At 72.4% G+C, this 14,695-nt stretch carries 16 protein-coding genes; 10 read left to right on the top strand and 6 right to left on the bottom strand.

Annotated features, from left to right (window positions below; genetic code table 11):
* Nucleotides 1-33: 33 nt before the first annotated feature.
* Nucleotides 34-771 (top strand): polyprenol monophosphomannose synthase, encoded by a 738-nt coding sequence (locus KW076_RS08040; RefSeq protein ID WP_224354856.1) that lies wholly within the window; start codon nt 34-36, stop codon nt 769-771.
* An 84-nt stretch (nt 772-855) separates the two neighbouring features.
* Here KW076_RS08040 and KW076_RS08035 read toward each other — a convergent pair whose 3' ends face one another.
* From KW076_RS08035 to KW076_RS08025, 3 genes are all read right to left on the bottom strand, one after another.
* Nucleotides 856-1,197 carry an RNA polymerase-binding protein RbpA gene (locus KW076_RS08035; RefSeq protein WP_224354855.1) on the bottom strand — a complete coding sequence of 114 codons (342 nt, stop codon included), beginning with the start codon at nt 1,195-1,197 and terminating at the stop codon, nt 856-858.
* A gap of 100 nt (nt 1,198-1,297) precedes the next feature.
* The gene (locus KW076_RS08030) at nt 1,298-2,443 is read right to left on the bottom strand and encodes an SPFH domain-containing protein (protein WP_224354854.1); all 1,146 of its coding nucleotides are present in this window, start codon (nt 2,441-2,443) and stop codon (nt 1,298-1,300) included.
* A gap of 33 nt (nt 2,444-2,476) precedes the next feature.
* Nucleotides 2,477-2,956: an NfeD family protein gene (locus KW076_RS08025; RefSeq protein ID WP_224354853.1), complete on the bottom strand. Its 480-nt coding sequence runs from the start codon at nt 2,954-2,956 to the stop codon at nt 2,477-2,479.
* A gap of 137 nt (nt 2,957-3,093) precedes the next feature.
* Between KW076_RS08025 and KW076_RS08020 the strand changes: the two genes are divergently transcribed.
* Entirely contained in the window at nt 3,094-5,217 is a 2,124-nt protein-coding gene (locus tag KW076_RS08020; RefSeq protein ID WP_350354977.1) for an oxidoreductase, read from the top strand.
* A 51-nt stretch (nt 5,218-5,268) separates the two neighbouring features.
* Nucleotides 5,269-5,829 carry a maltokinase N-terminal cap-like domain-containing protein gene (locus KW076_RS08015; protein ID WP_224354852.1) on the top strand — a complete coding sequence of 187 codons (561 nt, stop codon included), beginning with the start codon at nt 5,269-5,271 and terminating at the stop codon, nt 5,827-5,829.
* Nucleotides 5,830-5,920: 91 nt separating this feature from the next.
* On the opposite strand, the gene KW076_RS08010 is transcribed toward KW076_RS08015, so the two are convergent.
* A complete protein-coding gene (locus KW076_RS08010; protein ID WP_224354851.1) occupies nt 5,921-6,259 on the bottom strand; it encodes a hypothetical protein in 339 nt (112 codons plus the stop codon).
* A gap of 145 nt (nt 6,260-6,404) precedes the next feature.
* Here KW076_RS08010 and KW076_RS08005 point away from each other — a divergent pair, with 145 nt between their 5' ends.
* The gene (locus tag KW076_RS08005) at nt 6,405-8,006 is read left to right on the top strand and encodes an FMN-binding glutamate synthase family protein (protein ID WP_224354850.1); all 1,602 of its coding nucleotides are present in this window, start codon (nt 6,405-6,407) and stop codon (nt 8,004-8,006) included.
* A gap of 32 nt (nt 8,007-8,038) precedes the next feature.
* On the opposite strand, the gene KW076_RS08000 is transcribed toward KW076_RS08005, so the two are convergent.
* Nucleotides 8,039-8,608 (bottom strand): hypothetical protein, encoded by a 570-nt coding sequence (locus KW076_RS08000; RefSeq protein WP_224354849.1) that lies wholly within the window; start codon nt 8,606-8,608, stop codon nt 8,039-8,041.
* An 81-nt stretch (nt 8,609-8,689) separates the two neighbouring features.
* On the opposite strand from KW076_RS08000, the gene KW076_RS07995 reads away from it, so the two are divergent.
* The 3 genes from KW076_RS07995 to KW076_RS07985 all read left to right on the top strand — a co-directional run bounded on the left by KW076_RS07995 (nt 8,690) and on the right by KW076_RS07985 (nt 10,787).
* Entirely contained in the window at nt 8,690-9,136 is a 447-nt protein-coding gene (locus KW076_RS07995; RefSeq protein ID WP_224354848.1) for a DUF3054 domain-containing protein, read from the top strand.
* A gap of 108 nt (nt 9,137-9,244) precedes the next feature.
* On the top strand, nt 9,245-9,526 hold the full coding sequence (locus tag KW076_RS07990; RefSeq protein WP_224354847.1) for an Lrp/AsnC family transcriptional regulator: 282 nt from the start codon (nt 9,245-9,247) through the stop codon (nt 9,524-9,526).
* Nucleotides 9,527-9,545: 19 nt separating this feature from the next.
* On the top strand, nt 9,546-10,787 hold the full coding sequence (locus KW076_RS07985; RefSeq protein ID WP_224354846.1) for a CapA family protein: 1,242 nt from the start codon (nt 9,546-9,548) through the stop codon (nt 10,785-10,787).
* Between the two features lie 12 nt (nt 10,788-10,799).
* Here the strand turns inward: KW076_RS07985 and trpD are convergent, their stop codons facing one another.
* The gene (gene trpD / locus KW076_RS07980) at nt 10,800-11,840 is read right to left on the bottom strand and encodes an anthranilate phosphoribosyltransferase (RefSeq protein WP_224354845.1); all 1,041 of its coding nucleotides are present in this window, start codon (nt 11,838-11,840) and stop codon (nt 10,800-10,802) included.
* A gap of 181 nt (nt 11,841-12,021) precedes the next feature.
* Between trpD and ctaE the strand changes: the two genes are divergently transcribed.
* The 3 genes from ctaE to qcrA all read left to right on the top strand — a co-directional run bounded on the left by ctaE (nt 12,022) and on the right by qcrA (nt 14,691).
* Nucleotides 12,022-12,660 carry an aa3-type cytochrome oxidase subunit III gene (ctaE, locus tag KW076_RS07975; RefSeq protein WP_370643400.1) on the top strand — a complete coding sequence of 213 codons (639 nt, stop codon included), beginning with the start codon at nt 12,022-12,024 and terminating at the stop codon, nt 12,658-12,660.
* Nucleotides 12,661-12,738: 78 nt separating this feature from the next.
* Nucleotides 12,739-13,545, top strand: a complete 807-nt coding sequence (gene qcrC / locus KW076_RS07970) for a cytochrome bc1 complex diheme cytochrome c subunit (RefSeq protein WP_224354844.1) — start codon at nt 12,739-12,741, stop codon at nt 13,543-13,545.
* A 69-nt stretch (nt 13,546-13,614) separates the two neighbouring features.
* Nucleotides 13,615-14,691, top strand: a complete 1,077-nt coding sequence (qcrA, locus tag KW076_RS07965) for a cytochrome bc1 complex Rieske iron-sulfur subunit (RefSeq protein ID WP_224354843.1) — start codon at nt 13,615-13,617, stop codon at nt 14,689-14,691.
* Nucleotides 14,692-14,695 lie beyond the last annotated feature (4 nt).

Here is a 14,695-nt window from a genome sequence, read left to right as displayed (position 1 = left end):
GGGCCGCCACGACACGGAAGACGAGACCACCGGATGCGCGTGCTCACCATCATCCCCACCTACAACGAGATCGAGTCGCTGCCGCTCACCCTGGGCCGGCTCCGCGACGCCGTCCCGGACTCGGACGTGCTCGTGGTGGACGACGCCTCGCCGGACGGCACCGGCGCCTGGGCCGACGCCCGAGCCGCGGAGGACGACCACGTCCACGTGCTGCACCGCGCCGAGAAGAACGGCCTGGGCGGCGCGTACATCGCGGGCTTCCGCTGGGGCCTGGAGCGCGGCTACGACGTGCTCGTCGAGATGGACGCGGACGGCTCCCACCAGCCGGAGCAGCTGCCCCGCCTGCTCGAGGCCGTGCGCACCGCGGACCTCGTGATCGGCTCGCGGCGCGTGCCCGGCGGCAAGATGGTCAACTGGCCCGCCTCCCGCAAGCTCATCTCCGCCGCGGGATCCCTGTACCCGCGCATCATGCTGGGCCTCAAGCTCACCGACATCACCGCCGGCTACCGCGCGTACCGCGCGGACACGCTGCGCAGGATCGACCTGGGCGCCGTCCAGTCCAAGGGCTACGGCTTCCAGGTCGACATGACCTTCCGCGTCGCCCGCCTCGGCCTGCGCATCGTCGAGGTGCCCATCACGTTCGTGGAGCGCGAGCTGGGCGAGTCGAAGATGAGCGGCGGCATCGTGGGGGAGGCCGTCGTGAACGTCACCAAGTGGGGGCTGCAGGCCCGTTGGGAGACCCTGACGGGTCGCGGCCCCCAGCGCGGCTGACCCCGGGGGATTCCAGGGACGCGAAGGGCCCCGCCGGAGACCGGCGGGGCCCTTCCCACGTGCCCCTGGTGGGGGAACGGGTGCTCAGACCGCCTCGCCGCGGGAGGCGTGCAGCTTCTTGAGCTGGATCTGGAAGGTCTCCTCCAGCTCCTCCATGGAGCGGCGCTCCAGCAGCATGTCCCAGTGGGTGCGGACCGGCTTGCCGGGGTTCTCCTCCGGCTTCTCGCCGTCCACCCGCAGGGCCTCCTTGCCGGTCTTGGAGGTCCAGGTCGTGGGGACCTCGGCCTCCTGGGCGAAGGTCACGAACACCTGCTCGCCGTCCTCGGTGCGGTACTCCACGCGCTGGCGCGGCGCCGGCTCGACGCCGGCCTCGGACTCCAGGGACTGCGCCCCCAGGCGCATGCCCCGCAGGCTGCGGTCGCTCATTCGTCCTCCTCGTCGTGCCGCCGGCCCGGGTCCGCCGTGCGGCGGACGCTCACGGGCGACTCGGCGGCGCAGGTCGTCATCGGTGCAACCACCGATCCTCTCACGGCATTCCCGGCTCGCGGCGCACCGGGGCCGGCTCGGCCTCGGGCGGCGTCTGCAGGGCCTCGTCGAGGCTGGTCTGGGGCATCCGGTCGGCGGTGAGGGCGCCCGCGGTCATCGCGTCCAGCAGCCCGGAGGAGCGGAGCTCCTCCGCGGTGGTCGGCCGCGCACCCTCCGAGGCGCGTCCCCGACGCCGACCCCCGGGACCGGTGGCGGCCCGGCCCGCGGCGGGGGCGGCGTCGTCGGAGGTGTCGGAGGAGCCGGTCCCGGCCGCCGACGGGGAACCCGGGGAGAAGGCCTCGCCCAGGCCCTGCAGGGCGCGGGTGAGCTCGGCGGGGACGACGAACATCGTGTTGGAGGTGCCCTCGGCGATCTTCGGCAGGGACTGGAGGTACTGGTAGGCCAGCACCTCGCTGTCCGCGCCGCCGGAGTGGATCGCGTCGAAGACGACCTCGATGGCCTCGGCCTCGGCGTTGGCCCGCAGCACGCGGGCCTGCGCCTCACCCTCCGCGGAGAGGATGGCGGACTGCCGCTCGCCCTCGGCGGTGAGGATGGCCGCCTGCTTGGTGCCCTCGGCGGTGAGGATCGCGGCGCGGCGGTCACGCTCGGCACGCATCTGCTTCTCCATGGAGTCCTGGATTGACATGGGCGGATCGATCGCCTTCAGCTCCACGCGGGAGACCCGCAGCCCCCACCGGCTGGTGGCGTCGTCCAGCACCCCGCGCAGCTGGGAGTTGATGGCGTCGCGGGAGGTGAGGGCCTCCTCGAGGTTCATGCCGCCGACGACGTTGCGCAGCGTGGTGGTGGTGAGCTGCTCGACGGCGTGGATGTAGTTGGCGATCTCGTAGGTCGCCGCCTTGGCGTCGGTCACCTGGAAGTACACGACCGTGTCGATGGAGACCACGAGGTTGTCCTCGGTGATCACCGGCTGCGGGGGGAAGGAGACCACCTGCTCGCGCATGTCCACCATGGGCAGCATGCGGTCGATGAACGGGATGATCAGGGTCAGTCCGGCGCCGGCGGTGCGCTGGTACTTGCCCAGCCGCTCGACGTTGGCGGTGCGGGCCTGCGGGATGATCTTGACCGAGGACGCCAGCAGGACGCCGACGAGCACGGCCAGGACCGCGAGGACGATGAGGAACTCCACGGGGACTCCGTTCGATGGAGGCGGATGGGGTGGTCAGTCGTGGGCGGGCGCGTCCCAGTCGATGACGGGGTCCGGACGCAGGATCAGATGGGCGCCCTCGACGCGCAGGACGGTCACCCCCTGGCCGTGGGCGGCGGGGGCGGCGCCGGGCTCCACGCGGGCACTCCAGGTCTCCCCGTCGACGTCGATCCGTCCGCCTTCGTCCGTGACCGGTCCGGTGGCGGTGAGGCGGCGGCCGGAGAGGCCGTCGAGCCAGGACGCGCCGACGGCCGGGTCCGGGTGCAGGCGGCGCATCGCCGCCGGGCGCACGGCGACGAGGGTGAGCAGCGAGACGACGACGAACACGCCCAGCTGCAGGCCCAGGGGCGCCCCGGCCAGGGCGGCGACGCCCGCGGAGAGCGCGCCGGCGGCCAGCATCGCCAGCACCAGGTCCAGGCTCAGCAGCTCAGCGCCCACCAGGCCCAGGGCCAGGACGAGCCAGAGCCAGTCGGCGTTGGCCTCGATCCACTCCATGCATCCCCCTCGTGATCCCCGTCACCGCCCATCCTGCCGGATCTGCGGGCGGCCCGCCACCGCGGCCGATGACGGCGGGGGGGCGCCGCACGAAGGCGGGGTGCCGGGGACGACGCGTCCCGGCTACTGTGACGCCCATGACACACATGACCGACGCCCCCGCCTCGCACCGACTGCTGGAGCCGCTGACCGTCCGCCGCACCGTCCTGCGCAACCGCGTGGTCATGGGCTCCATGCACCTGGGGCTCGAGGACAGCCACGCGGACCTGCCCGCCCTGGCCGCGTTCTACGCCGAGCGCGCCGCCGGGGGAGTCGGCCTGATCGTCACGGGCGGGGTCGGCGTGACGCCGGAGGGCGCCGTGAGCCCGGGAGGCGGCCTCCTCGCCGACGCCGCGGACGCCGCGGCCCACCGCACGCTCACGGACGCGGTGCACGCGGAGGGCGGCCGGATCCTGGTGCAGCTGCTGCACGCGGGCCGGTACGCGCGCGGGGCGGACCTCGTCTCCGCGTCGGCGACACGCGCGCCGATCTCCCGGCACACCGCGCACGCGCTCACGGAGGCGGAGGTCGAGGAGCTCGTCGCCGCGTATGCCCGGTCGGCACGGCTGGCCCTGGAGGCCGGCTACGACGGGGTCGAGGTCATGGCCTCGGAGGGCTACCTGCTCAACCAGTTCCTGGCCCCGTCCACCAACCTCCGCGAGGACCGGTACGGCGGCTCCGCCGAGAACCGGCGGCGCTTCCCGGTAGCCGTCGTCGCCGCCGTGCGGGAGGCGCTGGGGGAGACGGGCCTGCTCTCCGTGCGCACCTCGCTGACGGACCTGGTGCCCGGCGGCCAGACCTCCGCGGAGGCGCTGGACACGGCGCGCGCGTTCGAGGCGGCCGGCGCCGACCTGATCATGACCGGCATCGGCTGGCACGAGTCCCGCGTCCCGACCGTGGTGACCTCCGTCCCGCGGGCGGCGTGGGCCGAGGCCAGTGCACGGGTACGGGCGGCGGTGGGCATCCCCGTGATCGCCGCGAACCGCCTCACGACGCCCGACGACGCCGAGGCCCTGCTGCGGGGCGGCGCGGCGGACCTGGTCGCGGTCGCCCGCCCGCTGCTCGCCGACCCCGACTGGGTGCGCACCGTCGGCCGGGCCGGGGCCGAGCACCTGACCCCGTGCATCGCCTGCAACCAGGCCTGCCTGGACCACGTCATGGCGGGACGCCCGGTCAGCTGCCTCATGAATCCGCGGGCGGGCCGGGAGACCGATCCCCGGTACGCCCGCCCCGTGCCGGTGGAGATCGGCCGCCGCCGGCGCGTCGCCGTCGTCGGTGCGGGGCCCGCCGGGCTGACCGCAGCGCATCGGGCAGCGGGGTTCGGGCATGACGTGACGTTGTTCGAAGCGACCGAGGAGGTCGGTGGCCAGTTCCGCCTGGCGCGGAGGATCCCGGGCAAGGAGGAGTTCGAGCCCGCCCTGCGGCACCTGGAGGCACGAGCGGTCGCGGCCGGGGTGCACCTGCGCCGGGAGACGCGGGTGACACCCCGGACGCTCCTGACCGAGGACGGCCGCCCGGCCTTCGACCGGGTCATCATCGCGACCGGGGTGCGCCCGCGGGACGTGGACCTGCCCGGCGTGGGGGAGCCGGGCGCCCCGGCCGTCCACCGCTATGACGACGTCGTGGCCGGGCGGGTCCGGTGCGGCGCCGCGGTCGCCGTGATCGGCGCCGGGGGAGTCGGCGTGGACGTCGCCGAACTGCTGGCGTCCCCGGAGGGCGGCGCCGCGTTGGGGGAGCCGGAACCGCTCGAGCACTGGCGCGCCCGCTGGGGCGTGGCCGACGACGACCCGACCGCCCCCGGGGGACTGACCCGTCCCGAGCCGGCTGAGCGCGCCCGCCGGGTCTTCCTGCTGCAGCGTTCACCCGAGCCCGTGGGCTCCCGTCTGCGACCGACCACCGGATGGGTGCATCGGCTCGAGCTGCGGGCCCTCGGCGTCGAGATGCTCTCCGGCGTCTCCTACGAGCGCGTGGACCGGGACGGGCTGCACGTGACGGCACCCGCCGTGGGCGGTGACGGGGACCCGGGGCGCCGACGGCTCGTGCTGCCGGTCACCGACGTGGTCGTGTGCGCCGGCCAGGAGTCCGAGGACGGCCTCGCCGGAGATCTCCTGGCCGCCGGCTGGGATCCGGAGGCGGTGACGGTGATCGGCGGCGCACGGGTGGCCGCGGAGGTGGACGCCTACCGGGCCATGGACGACGCCGTGCTGGCCGTGCAGGACTGAGCGTCGTCGACGGGCTGTCGGGCGGGCGCATCGGCGGGTAGCGTCCAGGACATGTCCTTCATCTACAGCGCCCAGCTCGACCCCGACAAGAACGAGTGGATCCGTCGCGCCCTCGTGGCCCACGGCGAGGATCCGGACGTGCCGTTCACCAGGGCCGGCTCGTACCGGTTCGACGACCCGGCCGGGGAGCTCGGCCTCGAGGTCATGCTCGTCCGCGTCGGCGGTGCCGACGACGGGCGTCTGGTGCAGACCCCGCTGTCGTACCGCTCTGCGGCCCGCGACGGCGCGACCGTGCTGCTGACCGCCGAGCACTCGGTGCTGGGCACCCGGTGGATCCACGACGCGCTCACGGACCCCGAGGCGCGAGAGGTGCTCCGCCGCGGCGTCGCCGGAGAGCTCGCCCAGGAGGTCCTGGAGGTCCACGACGAGCACGGCGTCCGCACCGGAACGCGTCAGCCGGACATGACGGTGACGGCCGTGGGCACCGGCCCGGCCGCGGGCGAGCTCGACATGCCCTACGAGCTGGACCCCGCGGACACCGCCGACGGCGGGCGGGCGCTCGTCGCCGAGGGCGACGGGTTCTCCGGCCTTGTGGTGGCACGCCTGGTCTGATCCGTCCGCCCGCACACACGGTCAGCGCGGGGGCGGCGCCGGGCGGATTCCGGCGTCGTTCCGCCCCTGGCTCGTGAACCGATAATGTACATTATGTCAACTTGTTGGTCAGCTGCGGTCCCCCGGGTGCGGCGCGGTCAGCCGCGGGCGCGCTGCGCCTTTCCTCCGAGAAGTTCGGGGCGGTCAGCGGGTAGTACGCGTCGATCGTGATGGTCCCGGCCTTCACGTCGAAGAACCAGATCTGACCGTCGTGGAACGCCTTGTCGAAGGACGCGTCGAACACGAAGCCGCCGCGCTCGGCGTCCCACCAGGCGCCCTCGTCGGCGAAGCGGCCGAACGCCTTGTAGGACTTGCCGTCCTTGGTGGTGCAGGAGCCGGCCTTGGCCTCGGTCTCCGACGTCAGTGACCGCGATCGGCGTCCAGCCCGCACCGTCAGTGAACAGGAGGCGTCGGTTCCATGAACTCGGTCGGTGGTTGTCGTCGCGTCGGGCCTCCGGACGACCTCCGTCGCGAATCGCCCGCTCCCGGCGCGTCGCGGCTGGCTCCCGGGCATCCGCTCCCCCACAGTGGGTGGCATGAATTCGAAGACCCTCGCCGCCGCGGCGGCCGCCCTGGGCGTGGCCGGCGTCGCCGTCCGCGACCTCACCCAGAAGCAGCACGCCCTCCGCCACAACTTCCCGGTCCTCGCCCGCGCCCGCTGGGCGCTCGAGACCATCGGCCCCGAGCTGCGCCAGTACATCGTGGCGGCGAACAACGAGGAGCGCCCCTTCAGCCGCGACCAGCGCCGATGGGTGTACACCTCCTCGAAGGGCAAGAACAACTACTACGGCTTCGGCACGGACAACGACGTCGAGCACACGTCCTATGCCGTGGTCAAGCACCGCACGTTCTCCGACGTCGCCCCCATGTCCGCCCTCGCGCTGGACCCGGGCAAGGCCCTGCCCAGCGCGAAGGTGCTCGGCGGCCCGCGCGGCCGGCGCCATGCGTTCCGCCCGAACTCGGTCGTGAACGTGTCGGCCATGTCCTTCGGCTCCCTCAGCCCGCAGGCGATCACCGCGCTCAACAAGGGTGCGGCCCTGGGCGGGTTCATGCACAACACCGGCGAGGGCGGCCTGTCCGACCACCACCGACAGGGCGGCGACCTCATGCTGCAGATCGGCACCGGGTACTTCGGCTGCCGCGACGCCCACGGCAACTTCGACATGGAGAAGCTGGCGGCCGTCGTCGAGTCCGCCCCCGTGCGCGCGCTCGAGATCAAGCTCAGCCAGGGCGCCAAGCCGGGTCTCGGCGGGCACCTGCCCGGCGCGAAGGTGAACGCGGAGATCGCCCGGATCCGCGGCGTCGAGGAGGGCAAGGACGTCGCCAGCCCGTCGCGCCACTCGGAGTTCAGCACGGTGGACGAGATGCTCGACTTCGTCGAGCGCGTCGCCGAGCGCACCGGCCTGCCCGTCGGAATCAAGTCCGCCGTGGGCGACCTCGGCTTCTGGCACGAGCTCGCCGACGCGATGGCCGACGGCACCCGCGGCGTCGACTTCATCACCATCGACGGCGGCGAGGGCGGCACCGGCGCCGCCCCGCTGATCTTCTCCGACTCGGTGGCGTTCCCGTTCCGCGTGGCCTTCACCGAGGTCTACAGGATCTTCGCCGCCCGCGGCCTCACCGACCGCGTGACCTGGATCGGCTCCGGCAAGCTCGGACTGCCGGACAACGCCCTGGTCGCGTTCGCCCTCGGTGTGGACATGGTCAACGTGGCCCGCGAGGCGATGCTCGCGATCGGCTGCATCCAGGCTCAGAAGTGCCACCTGGACACCTGCCCGGCGGGTGTCGCCACCCAGAACCCCTGGCTCGCCGCCGGGCTGGATCCGCAGGAGAAGTCCCAGCGCCTGGTCGGCTACGTCCAGACGCTGCGCCGCGACCTGATCAAGGTCTCCGAGGCGGCCGGGGTGCCCCATCCCGCCCTCCTCTCCCCCGACGACGTGGCCCTCGTGGAGCAGACCCGGTCCCAGACCCCGCTGCGCGAGATCTACGGCTACGAGCGCGGCTGGGGCGTGCCCGGAGAGGAGATCCGGGCGGAGATCACCCGGATCATGGTCGACGAGGACTCGTCCCGGGCGGACGAGGACCATCTCGTGCAGCACGAGCCGCTCCCCCAGGACGACGTCGACACGACGCACTGACGCGATGTGCTCGGGGCCGGGGCCTGCGGGTCTCAGGCCTCGAGCACGCGCCGCGCCATGGGAAGGAGCGCGTCGAGGAGCGTCCGCGTCTCCTCCCACAGCCCGGCTCGCAGCCGCTGCTGGACGGCCTGCTGGCTGACTCCGAGGTCGGCGGCCGCCTCCCGTTGGCTGCGCCCGGCCTCGATGAGGACCCCCGCCGCCTGCTGGGGGGCACTGCGCCGCGACTCCAGGGTCAGGAGGACGCCGAGGCCGGCCTCGAGGAGACCCCGCTCCTCCTCCGTTCCCGTCGATCCAGGAACCCGTGACACGGCGATCCCTCCAGGCCTGCGCCGGGCGCGCCGCAACGCCCCCTCGACCTGCTCGATGGCGACTCCGGCGCCCACCGCCCCGGCCCCGGCTCGTCGCACGGCGAGCATGAGGGCCACGGCCGCGGCCGCGTCGTCGGCGTGGACGATCAGATCACGACCGCCCTCCCGGCCCAGGCGCCGCGCGCCGGGGATGGACGCGGCCCACCGCCCCGCCGCACCCGCGGATCCGCATCGCACGGCGACGGGCACCATTGCTGACCCGGCCTCGGGTCCGGGTCGGGAATGGAAGTCCATGACAAGCACGATACCTTGTCTCGGTAGAGGAAGAGGGAGGGGCACCGGCCCGGCTGCCTCGCCCGCGGGACAATGGGGGCCATGAGCACCACTCCTCTTCCGCAGGACTCCTCCCCCGCCGCCCACCCGTCCGACCGACGGCGGGGTTCCGCACCATGGGTCGCCTTCGCGCTCGACGCCGCCCTGGTCGTCCTCTTCGTCGCGCTCGGGCAGCGCGAGCACGCGACCGATCGCGGCGGCCTCGCCCTGGTGACGGCCGCCGCCCCCTTCCTCCTGGCCTGGGTCGCGGGAACGGCCCTCGCCGGCGGCCCCCGGACCTGGGCCCGCGTCTGGCCGCAGGGCGTCGTCGTCTGGGCGGTGACCGTCGCGGCGGGGATGGGGCTGCGCGTGCTGTGGGGCCTCGGAGGGGCCCCGGTCCCGTTCGTGCTCGTGGCCTCCGCCGTCCTCGCCGTCTTCCTGTTGGGCCGCCGGTGGGCCTCGACGCTTCTCGCCCACCGGGCGACGGATCGCGCGAGCCGGGCCTCATGACACGTCGTCGAACCGGTCATGGGGCGGCGAGTCCGCCTCCTCCCCTCCAGCGCGTCGGAGCGTACCATCGAGGGCGAAGCCCCGTCCCGCCGAAGGAGAGCATTCGCCATGGTGACCGCCATCGTCATGATCACGACCGACAAGTCCACCATCCCGGAGACGGCCCAGGCCATCGCGTCCCTGGAGGGCGTGAGCTCCGTGTACTCGGTGACGGGCGCGTGGGACCTGGTGGCCATGGTCAAGCTGAAGCGCTACGAGGACCTGGCGGACGTCATCGCGGACCAGCTGTCCAAGGTGGACGGGATCGAGGACACCGAGACCATGCTGGCGTTCCGCACCTATTCCACGGAAGACCTCGAGGAGGGGTGGGCGCTGGGCTTCGACGGCTGAGCGCGCCACCCGTGATCCCATGACCCCGCACCGCCGCACCGCCGCCGCCACCCTGCTCGCGATGGCCCTCCTCACTGGTTGCGCTCCCACCGCGAACGCCCCGGACGGCGCCGCTTCCGGGACCTCGCAGGACGCCTCCTCCTCGGACTCGGCGTCCGACCTCCGCGCGGACACGCCCGGGACCTCGTCCACCATGCCCCCCGCGAGCCCTGCGACGGCGTCCGGGGAGCCGCGGACGGTCACGATCAACACCTCCGGCGACCTCCTCTGGAACGAGCCGCTGTTCGACGCGGCGAGGACGGGCGGCGGATTCGACTTCCGGCCGATGCTCGCTTCGGTCCGCCCGTTCGTGGCGGCCGCGGACCTCGCGGTGTGCCACCAAGAGGTGCCCCTGGCCGCTCCCGGAGGCCCGTACACCGGCTGGCCGCGCTTCCGTGCCCCGCAGCAGACCGTGGCGGCCGTCGTCGACGCCGGCTTCGACGTCTGCACCACGGCCTCGAACCACACCGTGGACGACGGCTGGGACGGGATGGTCCGCACGCACGACGCTCTGCGCGCTGCCGGCGTCGGCGTCGCGGGCACGTCCACCACCCCGGGGGAGGACCAGGCGCCCGACCTCTTCACCACGGCCGACGGGGTGGTGGTCGGGATCGTGTCCCAGACGTTCAGCACGAATCTGATCCCCGTCCCGGAGGGCCGGGAGTGGTCCGTGGACCTGCTGGATCCGGACCGGGCGATCGCGGACGCGCACGCCGCGCGGGAGGCCGGAGCCGACGTCGTCGTCTTCCACATGCACGCCGGGGACGAATACGTGCGGATCCCGAACGAGGACCAGCGGTGGATGGCGAACCAGGTGACGGCCTCCGGGGAGGTCGACCTGGTCATCGGGCAGCACCCGCACTGGGTGCAGCCGGTGGAGAAGGTGAACGGCGTGTGGGTCGTCTACAGCACCGGCAACCTCATCGCCTCCATGAAGGGCGAGCGTCCCGGCACCCACGACGGGGCGATCGTGGAGGTCGCGTTCCGCGAGGGCGACGACGGCCGTTTCGACGCGACCGGGGTGACGTGGGCTCCCACCCTCATCACCGACGCGGACACGGACCCGACCGGGCGGCCGCGGGTGCTGCTCATTCCGGATGAGCTGCCCCAGGCGGGCCCAGAGCTCCGGGGGCGCCTCGAGGAGTCCGCGGCGAGGACCCGCGTCGCCATCGGCTCCGACAACACCCCAGGCCTGTCGGAACGGACCTCCCCCGGCGGCTGACGCCGGGGTCGGTCACGAGCGGGAGAACTGCACCCAGCGCTCGAGGACGTCCGCCGCCGCGCCCGAGTCGATGGACTCGGCGGCGCGGGCCATGTTGGTTCTCAGCCGGTCCATGAGGGGACCCTCCGCCTCGACGTCCCACGCGGTCAGACCGGCGGCGGCGTTGAGCAGCACGGCGTCGCGGATCGGGCCGTGCTCCCCCGCCAGCAGGCCGCGCACGAGCGTCGCGTTGTAGGCGCCGTCGCGGCCGGCGAGAGCCTCGACCGGGGCCAGCTCGATCCCGAAGTCGCGGGGGTCGATCTCGTGGGCGGTGACCCCTCCCCGGACCTCCATGATCGTGGAGGGCCCCGACGTCGTGATCTTGTCCCGGCCGTCCGAGCCGCGGAAGACGAATCCGCGCACGCCGCGGTCCGCCAGGACCTGGGCGAGCAGCGGCACCATCTCCTCGCTGGAGCACCCGAGCGCCTGGGCGGACGCCTGGGCGGGGTTGCTCAGGGGGCCGAGGAAGTTGAAGACCGTGGGCACCCCGAGCTGCTTGCGCACGGGGGCGACGTACTTCATCGAGGGGTGGTAGTTCTGGGCGAAGAGGAAGGTGATGCCGACCGCCTCCGCACACTCCTCCGCCTTGGCCGGGGGCATGGACAGGTCGACGCCCAGCGCCTCGATCACGTCGGCGGCGCCGGCCGTCGACGACGCGCCGCGGTTGCCGTGCTTGACGATGCGGGCCCCGGCGCCGGCTGCGACGAGCGACGACATCGTCGAGAGGTTGACGGTGCCCAGCCGGTCACCGCCGGTGCCGACGATGTCGAGGGTCTCGCCGGACACGTGCACACGCCGGGCCTTGGCCACCATGGCGTCGGTGAGGCCGCGCAGCTCGGGGACGGTCTCGCCCTTCGCCGCCAGCGCGAGGAGGAAGGCGCCGACCTGCCCCTCGGTGGCGTCGCCGGACATCATCTCGCCCATCGCCCATTCCGCGGCGGCGTCATCGAGGTCCTGACCGAGGGTCAGTCGGCGGAACACCTCGGGCCAGGTGTGGGTCACGGTCTCTCGCATCTCTCCTCCAGGGCTCACGACCTGAGCCTATCCCCGTGGCGGGATCCGACCCCGAACCTGGACGTCTCCTGGAGGTCATGTGGGGACTCACCCAGAGAGTGGCGCTTTCCCGCCCCCGAGACGATGCGACACGGTAGGTTCGATTTAGTCCCCCGCGCGTCTTTGGGGACATAATGGCTGGGTGACCACTGCAACCTCCACACTCCACCAGCCCACCACGGGGCTCCCGAGCCGGCCCAACATGGTCCAGGTCGGGACCATGGTGTGGCTCGCCAGCGAGCTCATGTTCTTCGGTGGGCTCTTCGCCATGTACTTCACGCTCCGCTCCACCTCTCCGGAGCTGTGGGCCGAGCACACTGCGATCCTCAACGTCCCGCTCGCCGCGGTGAACACCGTGATCCTGGTGCTCTCCTCCTTCACCGCTCAGTTCGGCGTCCTCGCTGCCGAGCGCCTCCAGCCCCGCCGCACCGGCGGCCTCTTCTCCGTGAAGAGCTGGGGCATGGTCGAGTGGTTCATCCTCACCTTCATCATGGGCTCGATCTTCGTCGCCGTGCAGGCGTTCGAGTACGCGACCCTGGTGTCCGAGGGCGTGACCATCGCCGCGAACGCCTACGGCTCCGCCTTCTACATCACGACCGGCTTCCACGCCCTCCACGTGACCGGCGGCCTCATCGCGTTCCTGTTCATCATCGGCCGCGCCTTCCTGGCCCGCCGCTTCGGCCATCACGAGGCCACGTCCGCCATCGTCGTGTCCTACTACTGGCACTTCGTCGACGTCGTCTGGATCGCCCTGTTCTTCATCGTCTACTTCCTGAAGTAAGACGCCCCAACCGCACCGACCGAGGTACGGGCGAGGGGCGGCCCCCCGCGTCCGGAAGACACACGATAGGAAACCCCCGTGAAGGCACTTTCGCAGAACCGACGCCACCCCCTGGTGGGGCTGGCGCTCCTCCTGCTGGGACTCCTGGTGACCGGCGGACTCTATTCCGTCGCGAGCACCGTCAATCAGGCGCAGGCGGCCACGCAGGTCACCGCGGCCGCCGCCGCTGACGACATCACGGCTGGCGAGAAGCTTTTCAACGCGAACTGCGCCTCGTGCCACAACATGGGGGCCACCGGCACCGCGGACGGGCCCTCGCTCGTCGGCGTCGGCGCCGCCGCCGTGGACTTCCAGGTCGGCACCGGTCGCATGCCCATGCAGATGAACGGTCCGCAGGCGCAGCGCAAGCCCAACCAGTTCTCCGAGGAGCAGACCGCGCAGCTCGCGGCCTACGTCGCCTCTCTCGGCGCCGGCCCCGCCGTGCCCGCCGACGAGGACCTCGACCCGAACGCCGAGGGCGTGAACATCGCCAAGGGCGGCGACCTGTTCCGCATCAACTGCGCCATGTGCCACAACGCGGCGGCCGCCGGCGGCGCGCTGACCCGCGGCAAGTTCGCCCCGTCCCTCGAGGGCGTCTCCGAGAAGCACATCTACGAGGCCATGGAGACCGGCCCCCAGAACATGCCCGTGTTCTCGGACGCCAACCTCAAGCCCGAGGACAAGCGCGACATCATCGCCTACCTGAAGACCATCGAGGCGAACGGCTCCCCCGGCGGCCTGCAGCTCGGCTCGCTCGGCCCGGTGGCCGAGGGCCTGTTCATCTGGACCGCGGGCCTCGCGCTCATCGTCGGCTTCATGGTCTGGCTCACCAGCCGCTCCTCCTGATCTCGCGCGGGCGCCGCGGCGCCGCGCACACGTCATCTACACATCACTCGAGCAAAGGAAACTGGTCTTATGGGCGAGAAAGGCTACGAAGGGGCCGAGCGACACTCGGACGCCCTCGAGCACGCCGGAGAGGAATCTCCGCGCTACGCCATCGACAACCCGGGCCTTCCGCCGCACCGTCCGCGCCTCGCGGACGAGGATCCGCGTGCGGCCAAGCGCGCCGAGCGTCAGGTCTCCGTCTTCTTCCTGATCTCCGTCATCGGCACGGTCCTGTTCTTCATCGGGTACTTCGGCGTCGGCCAGGTCGGCAACGGCGAGTCGACGAGCGTCCTGTACCTGCAGAACCTCCTGCTGGGCCTCGGCGTCGCGCTGGCGATGTTCGGGATCGGCATCGGCGTCGTGCACTGGGCGAAGACGCTCATGCCCGACCACGAGGTCGTCGAGGAGCGCCATGAGATCCGCACCGAGGCGGACCGCGCCGCCGCGCAGGGCATGATCGCGGACATCCTGGACGAGTCCCAGATCAAGCGTCGCCCGCTGCTGCGCAACACGCTGATCGGCGCCGCCGTGCTCGCTCCGCTGCCGTTCATCGCCGCGTTCCGCGACCTGGACAACACGGACAACTTCTCCGACGAGGCCGCGAAGAACTTCGGCCCGGAACGCCTGCGCCACACCATGTGGCACGAGGGCGTGCGCCTGGTGCGCGACCCCACCGGCTCCCCCATCAAGGCGTCGGACGTGACCCTCGGCTCGGCCCTGCACGTGATCCCGGACGGCCTGAACGACCTGGAGCACGGCAAGCTGAACGAGAAGGCCAAGGCCGTGGTGCTCGTCATGCGCCTCGATCCCTCCAAGGTGAAGATCAGCCCCGGCCGTGAGAACTGGAACGTGGACGGCATCTTCGCCTACTCCAAGGTCTGCACGCACGTGGGCTGCCCCATCGCCCTGTACGAGCAGCACACCCATCACCTGCTCTGCCCCTGCCACCAGTCGACCTTCGACCTCGCGCAGGAGTGCAAGGTCATCTTCGGCCCGGCCAGCCACGCCCTTCCGCAGCTGCCGATCACCGTGGACGACGAGGGCTACCTCGTGGCGCAGAGCGATTTCCATGAGCCCGTCGGGCCTGTCTACTGGGAGCGTGGCTGACCCC

This window comes from Micrococcus porci (assembly GCF_020097155.1).
GTDB classification, from domain to species: Bacteria; Actinomycetota; Actinomycetes; order Actinomycetales; family Micrococcaceae; genus Micrococcus; species Micrococcus porci.
This window is presented reverse-complemented; position numbering and strand designations above follow the sequence as displayed.